Below are 12,353 nucleotides of genomic sequence, written 5' to 3' on the forward strand. Positions count from 1 at the left end.
TGCGCACCACTTCACGCTTTAGCCCTCTTCTTCTCGTCTGCTTCATCTTGCGGCGTTAACCTTGTCACAAAATAACGCCAAAAAATGGAGCTCCCTATGCCACTGCCGATCCTTCTCGATTGCGATCCAGGTCATGACGACGCTATCGCTCTGGTCCTTGCCCTCGCCTCACCGGAACTCGACCTCAAAGCGGTCACCTCTTCTGCCGGGAACCAGACGCCGGATAAAACCCTGCGCAACGTGTTACGCATGCTGACCCTGCTCAAACGAGCGGATATCCCGGTGGCAGGCGGCGCGGTGAAGCCGCTGATGCGCGATCTGATTATCGCCGATAACGTTCACGGCGAGAGCGGCCTCGACGGCCCGGCGCTGCCTGAGCCTGGCTTTACACCGCAAAACTGCACGGCGGTTGAACTGATGGCGAAGGTGCTGCGCGAAAGCCGCGAGCCGGTGACGCTGGTCGCCACAGGCCCGCAGACCAACGTCGCGCTGCTGCTCAACAGCCACCCGGAACTGCACGCGAAAATCGCGCGGATTGTGATCATGGGCGGCGCGATGGGGCTCGGCAACTGGACGCCAGCGGCGGAGTTCAACATCTTCGTCGACCCGGAAGCGGCAGAGATCGTCTTCCAGTCCGGCATCCCGATTGTGATGGCCGGTCTGGATGTGACCCATCGGGCGCAAATCATGGCAGAAGATATCGAGCGTTTTCGCGGGATCGGCAACCCCGTCGCCACCACCGTCGCCGAACTGCTCGACTTCTTTATGGAGTATCATAAAACCGAGAAATGGGGCTTCCAGGGCGCGCCGCTGCACGATCCCTGCACCATCGCCTGGCTGTTGAAACCGGAGATATTTACCACCGTGGATCGTTGGGTCGGCGTAGAGACGCAGGGGAAATACACTCAGGGAATGACGGTCGTGGATTACTACTCCCTGACCGGCAATACGCCGAATACCACGCTGATGGTGGATATCGACCGGGAAGGTTTTGTGGATTTAATCGCAGAAAGGTTGAAGTTTTACAACTAGTGCGGTCTGGTGCCCTCACCCCGGCCCTTATGTCTTGATCTTCTCCGCTTCTGCGGAGAAGATCCCCGACTGATCATCGGGAGGTTACCGGTGAGCATCACCCGGCCCTGGTGCCACTGAGCCCGTGGGAGAGATTATGCCCCGGTAACCTGTTTCCCTGTCGCCTCAAGACCGAACGGTATCCTGTGCCCTGAGCACCCACATATAAGGATGGTCCGGCGATATTATTCATAAGGTTACGGAGTGCCATGATGGAGCTTATTCCTGTCGGCGTTGATATCGCCAAACTCAAATTTGATGTCGCCGTCCTGCTGCCTAATCAGAAATACAAAACCAAAAAATTCCCCAACACCTCTGCCGGATGCCGCGAGTTCCTCAGTTGGCTGGCACGTTTTGGCGACTGCCATGTCTGCATGGAAGCGACGGGCTGCTACAGCACTGAACTTGCCACCCTGCTGGCCGATAACGGCTGCTGTGTCAGCCTCGAAAATCCTGCCCGCATACACGCGTTTGGCAATACGGAGCTGACCCGCAACAAAACAGACAAAAGTGATGCGGCACTGATAGCCCGCTACTGCGCCCTGCATCAACCCGCCCCCTGGTATCCTGCACCACTGAGTGAGCGTCAGCTGACGGCGCTGGTACGCCACCTGCGTAATCTGGAAGAGATGCGGCAGATGGAGATGAACCGCCTTGAAGCAGCCGACGAGGTCATTGTTCCCTCACTGCATGAACACGTCGCCATGCTGGATGAACTGATTGACGAAACACGAAAGAAAATCAGCCAGCACATCGATGATAACCCTGACCTGAAGCGGGACAGGGAACTGCTGAAGAGCATCCCCGGGATCGGTGAAATGCTGAGCGTGAGCCTGCTGGCGTTCGCGGGTAATCTGAGACGGTTCAGTGACAGTAAGGCACTGGTGGCTTACGCCGGGCTGAATCCACGGCGCTGTGAGTCGGGGATGTGGAAAGGAAAGAGCAGGCTGTCAAAAGTAGGTCACGCAGAGCTGCGCAGTGCGCTGTATATGCCGGCAGTGGTGGCGGGAAGGTGCAATGAGGTGGTTAAAAATCTGATGGACAGGCTGGCAGCGAGAGGAAAAACAGGGAAGGAACGCGTATGTGCCGGGATGAGAAAACTGCTCCAGCTGGCTTATGGCGTGGTGAAATCCGGACGAGAATTTAATGCTGAAATACCGCTTGCCGGATAACCGACAAGACGGTATCTCTCCCACAGGGAGAGGGAGAAAACCACGCCGATCTGATCCCCTCTCCCTCAGGGAGAGGGTTAGGGTGAGGGTGGAAAATCACGGCTCAAACGGCCGTCTCTGGAACTGATCGTGCCCACACTTCGGGCAGCGCGGCAGAACATCAGGCGTGTACACCGCCAGATGGAAATGACAGTTTTCACACACCAGATTCCCCAGCCCGACCACCTCCCCGCTGTGATACACGCCGTGATGGTTCAGATCCTGAAACACCTCGCGCCACTCCAGCTGGGTTTTGTCGGTGATATCCGCCAGCTCCTGCCACAGACTCTCTTTGATCACCCGCATAAACACGCTGTCGGTGACCTCGTCCTGGCTCTCTTCATAGCTGCGCGCGAACTCTTCCAGATCGCGGCGTACGGCCCGCGTCACCTCTTCTACTTCGGTCCGCGTTAACTCACCCGTTTGCACGACGCGCGCACGCGCCTGCTCGACCAGGGCATCAATATCACGTTCGCCGTTACGCAGGCGCTCCGTGAGTGTGGCAACCAGTTCGCGGTAAAATTGAGCAACCTTGTTCATCCTTTCGCCTCCCGGGTCAGTAACTAATTCTAATAATAGACCTTATTTTGCCGCCGCTTTGTCAGGTCAGCCACAGACCCGGTAAATTCCTGCAAAGGGGAGATGCGATACCTTGCATAGTATTTGAACACTTCGTGCTAGGATGAAGCTCATTCATTGAAAGGTTAATCATCATGTCTCTTCTCGATTACGCAATGAAGCTCATCGGTGGAGCCTCGACCACCACCGTCACTTGCCCGCACTGCGGCCTCAAGTCCTCACACCCAACGTCAAAAATTCGCCTCAAACAGGCGATGCTGTGCCCCGGCTGTAAAGCGCTGTTTGTGGCACCGCGCTGATCCCGCATGCGCCTGATGGCGCAAAATCGGTGTTCTATACTTAAGTAAGATTCCAGCAGCTGTTAAATCCCTGATGCCCCACACCCATCCTGAGAGAACGTTTCTGATCTGATTTCGCAACTGCTCCTGCGCGTTCACGTCGCACCAGAGCATCGCTATGAAAATGAACCTTAAGAAGTGGCGGAGTCGCTCCCGCTCGCTACCGCCTGCGCTGGCTCCTGCCCTTTCGGGCAACGAACCTGCGGCTGAAAACAGTTTTAAAGCCGAGCTTTTTTCGACGGCCCAGATGGCGCGCTACGGACAAAAGCTGGCGCGATCGCACAAATTGTCGCCCGACAAGCTGCCCTATTACCTGCTCAAACGCCTCGATGACAATGAGGCGGTGATTACGCAAAACTGCTACGTCCTCAACGCCGGTAAAAAAGCGAGCATCATGCCCGCCGGGGAGTGGCTGCTGGATAACTACTACCTGATCGAGGAGCAGATCCGCATCGTGCGCCAGCACCTGCCGAAGAATTTCGGCAAGGGGCTTCCGGCGCTGTCTTCGCCGCATGATTGTCCGCGCATCTACGATATCGCCGCCGAAGCCATCGCCCACGGTGACGGGCGCTGGGACGCCGCGAATCTCACCAGCTACATCACCGCCTATCAGCAGGAGACGCCGCTGACGCTGGGCGAAGTCTGGGCGCTGCCCGGCATGCTGCGTCTGGCGCTCATCGAAAACCTGCGCCGGGTCAGCATCGACGTGGTCAAAGCCCAGCAGGAACGTAATCTGGCGGATAGCTGGGTGACACGCATTTTCGAGTGCGCAGAGAACACGCCCGCCGAGCTGATCATGGTGATCGCCGATATGGCGCGCTCGCGCCCGCCGTTAAGCAGCGCCTTTGTGGCCGAGCTGGTGCGTCGTCTGCAAGGGCGCGGCAATATGCTGGCGCTGCCCCTGACCTGGATCGAACAGCGCCTGACCGAACAGGGCGTGACCACCGATACCCTCATTCACCGCTTCAACCAGCAGTTAGCCGCCAGCCAGCTTTCCGTGAGTAACAGCATCGCGGGCCTGCGCTTGCTGAGTGAAACCAACTGGGCAGATTTCGCCGAGGCCATGAGCGTGGTGGAACAGACGCTGCGCCAGGATCCGGCCGGGATTTACCCACTGATGCACTTCGATACGCGCGACCACTATCGCCACGTGATTGAGCTTCTGGCGCGAGACAGCCATTTCAGCGAGCCGGAAGTGGCCCGCCGCGTGCTGGCGCTTGCCGGTGAAAACGCCCCCGACACGCCGGGTGCGCATATCGGTTATTACCTGATGGGCGAAGGGCGCCAGCGCCTGGAAATTCTCTTATCCGCCGATGCCTCGCGGCTTATCCGCCTGCGGCACAGTTTCAATCAGATCCCGCTGATGTCCTGGCTTGGCAGCCTGAGTCTGCTGACCACCGCGGCCACCGCCGAAATCCTGCACCGCACTGCGCAGCAGGGACTGGGCTGGCTGCTGATCCTTCTCGCGATACCGCTGATCATCGTCCTCAGCCAGCTCGCCAGCGATCTGCTCAGCGAAGCGACGACCCGTTTTCGCACGCCGCGCCCGCTGCCGCGGATGGATTTTTCCAGCGGGATCCCGGCGGATTCGGCCACTATGGTGGTGATCCCCTGCCTGCTCACCAGCCCAGACGGGATCAGCAAACTGATCGCCAGTCTGGAAGTGTGCTGGCTGGGCAACCAAAGCGAGCATCTCTGCTTCGCCCTGTTAACCGACTTTACCGATTCGGCGAATGAGCCCTCAGCGGAAAACAACGCCCTGCTCGAACAGGCGATATCACTGACGCAGGATCTCAACCGCCGCTATCCGGCCTCTCGCCCGCGTTTTTATCTCCTCCACCGCGCCCCCGAATGGAACTCAACGCAGGGCGTCTGGATGGGCTACGAACGCAAACGCGGGAAACTGGCGCTGCTGAACAGCTGGCTACGCCAGCCTGACAAACAATTTTCCAGCGTCGCCGACCTGCCCGCGCACCAGTTGCCGGAGCGGATCAAGTACGTCGTCACGCTGGACAGCGACACTCTGCTGCCGCGCGATACGGCGCATAAGCTGGTCGCCACCATGGCGCACCCGCTCAACAAACCGGAATACGACGCCGCGCGTCAGCGGGTGGTGAAAGGCTACGGCATCCTGCAGCCGGGCCTCGCCGAGGAGATGCCGCGCAACGGACAGGGGCGCTATGCCGCCATGTGCAGCAGCATCGCCGGGAATAACCCCTACTCGATGATGTCGTCTGATATTTATCAGGACCTGTTCAACGAAGGCTCCTTCGTCGGCAAAGGCATTTACGATGTCGATATCTTTGTGCAGGCCACGCACAACACCTGCCCGGAAAACCTGGTCCTCAGCCACGATCTGCTGGAAGGGTGTTACGCCCGCTCGGGGCTGCTGAGCGAAGTGTTGCTCTACGAGCAGTACCCAAACAACTATCTCTCGGACGTCGCGCGCCGGACCCGCTGGATCCGCGGCGACTGGCAGCTGCTGAACTGGCTCAAACCGCGCGTCAGAAAAGCGGATGGCACCCACGATAAAAACCCGCTCTCCGCCCTGTCGTACTGGAAATTATTCGATAACCTGCGCCGCAGCCTGGTCGCTCCGTCCCTGTTGGCGCTGCTGTTTTGCACCCTGCTGTGGGTACCGAATCCGTTTTACTGGCTGGGCGTGCTGATGCTGGTCTGGCTCCTGCCGACCGGGCTGGCGGTCGCCTGGGATCTGATTAACAAACCGACCCGTCGCCCTGTTGTGCAGCATCTGCTGCTGGTCGCCACCGGCGCGCTGAAACGCCTGTCCCGCGTTGGGATGAATTTCGCCACCCTGCCCCATGAGGCCGGCTATTCCCTGTATGCAATTGCCGTGACGCTCTGGCGTCTGGGATTCAGCCAGCGCAACCTGAACCAGTGGGCCAGCTACAGCCCGGACAACGATCGGGAAAAAACGTCCCCGATCCGCTTTTACCGGGCGATGTGGATGAACGTCGCCACCGGCGTGGCGCTCACCGTTCTGACCGCGCACATTGCGCCGCTGTTTTCCTTCATCGCGCTGCCGGTCAGTTTGCTGTGGTGCCTGACGCCGCTCCTGCTGAGCTGGATGAGTCGCTCGCCCGCCCGCAGCGTGTTTTCACCGAACAGAGAGCAAAAGCAGCTGCTGCGCCAGACGAGCCGAGAAATCTGGGCCTTCTTCGAGACCTTCGTCACCGCCAAAGAACACTGGCTGCCGCCGGATAACTATCAGGAGATCCCGCACCCGATCATCGCCCATCGCACCTCGCCGACGAACATTGGCCTGTCGCTGATGGCGAATCTGACGGCCTGGGATTTCGGCTATCTCCCGTCCGGCGAGGTGTTGCAGCGCGTGACGTTGACCCTGGACACGCTCGACAAAATGGAGCATTTCCGCGGCCATTTGTATAACTGGTACGACACGCAGACCCTCGCCCCGCTGAGTCCGCGCTATGTCTCCAGCGTCGACAGCGGCAACATGGCGGGCCATCTGCTGACCCTGCGCGAAGGGCTGTCGGCGATGCGCAACCAGCCGGTGTTAAACAGCGCCCAGGTGCTGGCCGGGCTGAACGACACCTTGGGGATTCTGGAGAAACACTGGGGGCAGAACGCTCCGACGGGGCTGCGGCTGTTGCGCAAACATTGTCTCGGCGCGACGTCGCTCTCTCCGGCGCAGCTCTATATTGAGCTGAAGCAGATGCGCACCCAGAGCAACCATCTGACGGCGTTGTGCCATCAGGACGACGCACTTACTCTGCGCTGGATCGACCATCTGCAGCGCCAGCTGGTGATGCTGTGCCACGAGTGGTCGCATCTCCTCGGCTGGATCACGCCCGCCTGGGACACGCAGACGCTGCCGTCCCTGAGCTGGCTGGCGAATGCAAAACACAGCGGGGAAGGCACGCCGTCCGCCTCGGCGATTGCCCTGGCGCGTATGCGCCTGGATATCATCACCGAACTGGAACAGCGACTGAACGAGCACGCGCGGATGGATTTCACCTTCCTCTACAGCGAAGTGACCAGCCTGCTCAGCATCGGCTACAACTGCGACAGCAATATGCTGGATAAAAGCCACTACGACCTGCTGCCCTCCGAAATTCGCCTCACCAGTTTTATCGCCATCGCCACTAACCAACTGCCGCTGAAAAGCTGGTACGCGCTGGGGCGGCTGTTTACCACCATCGATCGTGACACCGCCCTGATGTCCTGGAGCGGTTCGATGTTTGAATACCTGATGCCAAATCTGGTGATGCCGACCTGGCCCGGCAGCCTGCTGGATGAGATGAGCCAGTCGGCGGTGATGCGTCAGATCCACTGGGGCAAAGAGCGCGGTGTGCCCTGGGGGGTTTCAGAGTCTGGCTATCACGCTTTTGACGTGCAGCAGAACTACCAGTATCAGGCCTTCGGGGTTCCGGGCCTGGGCCTGCGCCGCGGTCTGGCGGACGATATGGTCGTCGCCCCTTATGCCACGCTGCTGGCCCTGATGATTGCCCCGCAAAAAGCCTGCGACAATCTGGCGCGGCTGGAGAAAAACGGCGCGCGCGGCGAGTTTGGTTTCTATGAAGCCCTGGACTATACGCCGTCGCGCCTCGCCACCGGGCAGCTGTACGCCGTGGTGCAGTCGTGGATGGCGCACCATCAGGGGATGGCGTTCCAGGCCCTGGCGCACGTGTTGCTCGACGCGCCGATGGCCGACCGGTTTATGGCCAGCACCGCCTTCCAGTCGGCGAGCCTGCTGCTGCAGGAGCGCGTGCCGGATGCGGTCGATCTTTACAGCCCGCGCCGCCACTTTGAGTCTCACGAGGGGCGCGTTAAACCCGTTCGCTACGAACCGCGTATTTTCACCGCCGCCGACAGCCTGATTCCTGAGGTGCAGCTGCTCTCCAACAGTCATTATCATCTGATGATGACCCACACCGGCGGGAGTTACAGCCGCTGGAACGATCTGGCCCTCACCCGCTGGCGCAGCGATACCACCCGCGATAACTGGGGGGCGTTCTGCTACATCCGCGATCTGCAATCGGGCGACATCTGGAGCAATACCTGGCAGCCGACCGGTGAAACGGACAGCAACGACGAGGTGATCTTTACCGATGCGGGGGCGGAATTTAAACGTACGCTGGGCACGGTGAGCGTGAAAACCCAGGTGGTGGTGTCGCCGGAAGACGATATCGAGCTGCGGCGCGTCACCCTACTGCATCGCGGGCGTCAGCCGCGCACCATTGAACTGACGACCTACGCCGAAGTCGTACTCGCCCCGGCCACCAGCGATCTGGCGCACCCGACCTTCAGCAATCTGTTTATCCAGACGGAGCTTGTCCCCGCGCAGAACGCCATCCTGTGCCACCGTCGCCCGCGCGCGCCGGACGAAAAAAGCCCCTGGTTATTCCACATGATGGTGGTGCATGGCAGTAGCCAAAGCGGCGTCTCGTTTGAAACCGACCGGGCGAAGTTCCTCGGGCGCGGCAGACGTCCGGCGGATGCGCAGGCCGCCGGGCAATCGGGCGCGCTCAGTAACAGCTCCGGCTCAGTGCTGGACCCGATGCTGGCGATCCGCCAGACCCTCAACCTGCAACCCGGCCTGCCGGTCACCGTCGATATCCTGTATGGCGTGAGCGAGAACCGCCAGCAGAGCCTGGCGCTGCTGGAAAAATATCGCGATCACCCGATCGCCGACCGCGTCTTTGAGCTCGCCTGGTCGCACAGCCTGGTGGTATTACGCCAGATTAACGCCAACGAAGATGACGCCGCGCTGTTTAACCGGCTTGCGGGTGCCATTCTTTATCCGTGCCAGGAGCTGCGCGCTGACAACCTGACCATCAGCCGCAACCGGCGCGGCCAGTCCGGGCTGTGGGGCTGGGCGATTTCCGGCGACTTGCCGATCGTGCTGCTCAGCATCAGCAGCGAAGAGAGCATTTTGTCGATTACCACGCTGATTCAGGCACACCGCTACTGGCGGCTGAAAGGGCTGGCAGTCGATCTGGTGATCCTCAACGAAAGCCTCGGCGGCTATCAGCAGGCGCTGCAAAATCACATCATGGATCTGATCTATGCCGGGTCCGAAGCCAGCCTGCTGGATAAGTCGGGGGGAATTTTTGTCCGTAACGGCGAACATCTCTCCGCCGAAGACAAGCTGCTGCTGCAAAGCGTCGCGCATCTGTCTCTGGATGACCGCGCGGGCGGGCTGAACGAACAGCTCGATCAGCGCCTGCACGCGTTAAAAACGGTTCCGCGACCTTTCGTTCCCCACCTCATACCCGGCGTCAATCTGCATATCCCCTGGACGCCGGATACGGATCAACTTGTGCATTTCAACGGCCACGGCGGGTTTTCGCAGGATGGTCGCGAGTACCAGATTGTGCTGCGGGAAAATGCACCGACGCCCGCGCCCTGGTCAAACGTGCTGGCCAACGCCCGCTTCGGCAGCGTGCTGTCCGAGGCCGGGCAAGCCTACAGCTGGTATGAAAACGCCCATGAATATCGCCTGACGCCGTGGGAAAACGACCCGGTCAGCGATCGCTCCGGCGAAGTGTTTTATCTGCGCGACGAAGAGAGCGGCGCCTGCTGGTCTCCGACCGCCTTACCGGTGCGCGGCCAGGGGGATTATCTCTCGCGCCACGGCTTCGGCTACAGCGTGTTTGCCCACCGTGAGAGCGGCATCGACAGCGAACTGACGGTGCTGGTCGCCGAAGAGGCACCGGTCAAACTGGCGATCCTGACCATCAGCAATAACTCCGGGCGGACGCGAAAACTCTCCGCAACGGGCTACGTGGAGTGGACGCTCGGCGAGTCGCGCACCTCTTCGGCGCTGCACATCGTGACCCATGCGGCCAGCGTCGCGGACGGCTGCGGCGTGATGGCGAACAATTTTTACGGCGGCAATGGCGCCGGGCGCACCGCCTTTTTCGCCGTGACGGGCGCGCACTGCTCCCTGACGGGCGACCGCCGCGAGTTTCTCGGTCGCAACGGGGCTCAGCACAACCCGGCGGCGATGCGTCTGCGCTGGCTGTCGGATAAAACCGGGGCCGGGCTGGATCCCTGCGGCGCGGTGCAATCTGCCGTTACGCTGATCGATGGCGATCAGAAGACCTTTATCTTTGTGCTGGGGGTCGGCGAAGATCCGGCCGAAGCCCAGACGCTTCTCGCGCGATACCTGAACGAAGAGGCCGCCCGCGAGGAGCTCAGCCGCGTTCACCGTTACTGGCACAGCGTGCTGGATAAAATCGTCGTCCAAACGCCGGATAGCGCCGTCAATCTACTCACCAACGGCTGGCTGCTCTATCAGACGGTGGCCTGCCGATTGCTGGCGCGCAGCGGCTACTATCAGTCGGGCGGTGCGTTTGGATTCCGCGATCAGCTGCAGGACACGCTGGCCCTGAGCCACGCCGCACCGGAGCGTCTGCGCGAGCAAATTATCCTCTGCGCCTCGCGGCAGTTTATCGAAGGCGATGTGCAGCACTGGTGGCACCCGCCACACGGCAACGGCGTGCGTACCCGCTGCTCGGATGATTATCTCTGGTTGCCGCTGGCGGTCTGCCACTACGTGCAAACCACCGGTGACACTGGCGTGCTTGAGCAGCGCATTCCCTATCTGGAAGGGCGTCCGCTCCAGCCTGGCGAAGAGTCGGTCTACGATACGCCGGTCATCAGCGCCGTCGAAGAGACGCTGTGGCAGCACTGCGTGAAAGCCGTTCGGCACGGTTTGCAGTTTGGCTCGCACGGCCTGCCGCTGATGGGCGCGGGGGACTGGAATGACGGGATGAACCGGGTCGGCATCGACGGAAAAGGCGAAAGCGTCTGGCTGGGCTTTTTCCTGTTCGATATTTTGCAGCGCGTCGCAGATCTCGCCGAACAGCGCCAGGACGCCACGATAGCGGAACTGTGTCGCACTGAAGCCTCGCGGCTACAGAAAAACCTCGAAACCTCCGCCTGGGACGGAGAGTGGTACCGGCGCGGCTATTTTGACGGCGGCGAACCGCTGGGGTCGAAAGCCTCGCAGGACTGTCGGATTGATGCCATCGCTCAAAGCTGGTCGGTGCTCTCCGGGGCCGCCGAACCGTCGCGAAGCCAACGCGCCATGCAGTCGCTGGATAAGCTGCTGGTGGATAACGACGCGGGGCTTATCAAACTCCTGACGCCGCCGTTCGACGGTCACGGGCCGAATCCGGGTTACATTCAGGGCTATCTGCCCGGCGTGCGAGAAAACGGCGGGCAGTACACGCACGGTGCCATCTGGGCAGTGATGGCCTTTGCGCGAATGGGGAACACCGAGCGTGCGTGGGAGCTGTGGTCGATGATCAACCCCGTCAACCATGCCCTCACGCCCGATGACGTCGAGCGCTATAAAACCGAGCCGTACGTCATGAGCGCCGACGTGTATAGCGTGGCCCCGCATATCGGACGCGGCGGCTGGAGCTGGTATACCGGCTCTGCGGGCTGGGCGTATCGCCTGCTGACCGAGGAGCTGCTGGGGATTAAGCGCTTCGGCAACGTCCTGACGGTCCATGCGCAGCTCCCGGCGCACTGGCCGTCGCTCAGCATCTCCTATCAGCAGGGGCAAAGTCAGTATCAGATCAGGATTTCACAGGGCAGCGAGGCGTACCAGGTCACGCTGGACGGCGTTGTGCTACCGGATGACCAGATCCCGCTTGTCGATGACGGGAATCATCATCAGGTGGAAATTATCCAGCATTAAAGACCTATACTTAACAGGGTCTATCCATGATTACCGTGTGCAGAGAGGGGCTTATGAAAACCAAAAAAGCGGTGTTTATTGAAGGGCATATCGTCGAAAGCCGACGGCTCGGCGAAACCTGTCACCCTTTCTGCATCCACAGCGTGCTCTTCAGCAATGGTAAATATGCCATTGTGCGCGAGGCGTCAGGCGTGTGCTTTCAACCGGGCGATACCCTCGAGCGCAACAACGCCGAGTGGTTTTTCCACGACGCAAAAGTACATCTGCTGCCTTTTCAGTACATTAAAGAGAACGAATCCCGCAGGCAGTTATCGGAATATGAAACCTGATCCTGTGTGACCCGGCTAAAAACGTCAATTCACGCCGCCTTCTGCGCAGACAGATAAGGGCTGTTTTGACGCGGGCGTTTGGGCTATGCTATGCGGATCTGAAATACCACATCCATTGGCTACGTTTGTA

Annotated in this window: 6 protein-coding genes; 5 read left to right on the top strand and 1 reads right to left on the bottom strand. The window is 60.2% G+C overall.

All coding sequences use genetic code 11. The features are described from left to right. The first annotated feature begins 96 nt into the window (after positions 1-96). Together rihA and AC3WS9_RS15635 are read left to right on the top strand one after the other, a co-directional pair. Positions 97-1,032, top strand: coding sequence for a pyrimidine-specific ribonucleoside hydrolase RihA (rihA, locus tag AC3WS9_RS15630; protein WP_492489204.1), 936 nt, complete (start codon positions 97-99; stop codon positions 1,030-1,032). 248 nt (positions 1,033-1,280) lie between these two features. Beyond that, positions 1,281-2,243 (top strand): IS110 family RNA-guided transposase, encoded by a 963-nt coding sequence (locus tag AC3WS9_RS15635; RefSeq protein WP_492486735.1) that lies wholly within the window; start codon positions 1,281-1,283, stop codon positions 2,241-2,243. 96 nt (positions 2,244-2,339) lie between these two features. Here AC3WS9_RS15635 and AC3WS9_RS15640 read toward each other — a convergent pair whose 3' ends face one another. Further along, entirely contained in the window at positions 2,340-2,822 is a 483-nt protein-coding gene (locus AC3WS9_RS15640) for a zinc ribbon-containing protein (RefSeq protein ID WP_095281227.1), read from the bottom strand. Between the two features lie 173 nt (positions 2,823-2,995). Between AC3WS9_RS15640 and AC3WS9_RS15645 the strand changes: the two genes are divergently transcribed. The 3 genes from AC3WS9_RS15645 (at position 2,996) to AC3WS9_RS15655 (ending at position 12,223) form a co-directional block, all read left to right on the top strand. Continuing rightward, on the top strand, positions 2,996-3,160 hold the full coding sequence (locus AC3WS9_RS15645) for a YnfU family zinc-binding protein (RefSeq protein WP_164971751.1): 165 nt from the start codon (positions 2,996-2,998) through the stop codon (positions 3,158-3,160). A gap of 157 nt (positions 3,161-3,317) precedes the next feature. Then, complete coding sequence (locus tag AC3WS9_RS15650; protein ID WP_492489207.1) at positions 3,318-11,894, top strand: glycoside hydrolase family 94 protein; 8,577 nt, start codon at positions 3,318-3,320, stop codon at positions 11,892-11,894. A 53-nt stretch (positions 11,895-11,947) separates the two neighbouring features. Next, complete coding sequence (locus tag AC3WS9_RS15655) at positions 11,948-12,223, top strand: hypothetical protein (protein WP_492489209.1); 276 nt, start codon at positions 11,948-11,950, stop codon at positions 12,221-12,223. Positions 12,224-12,353 lie beyond the last annotated feature (130 nt).

The sequence above is a fragment of the Lelliottia sp. EB106-05-01-XG201 genome, from assembly GCF_058791735.1.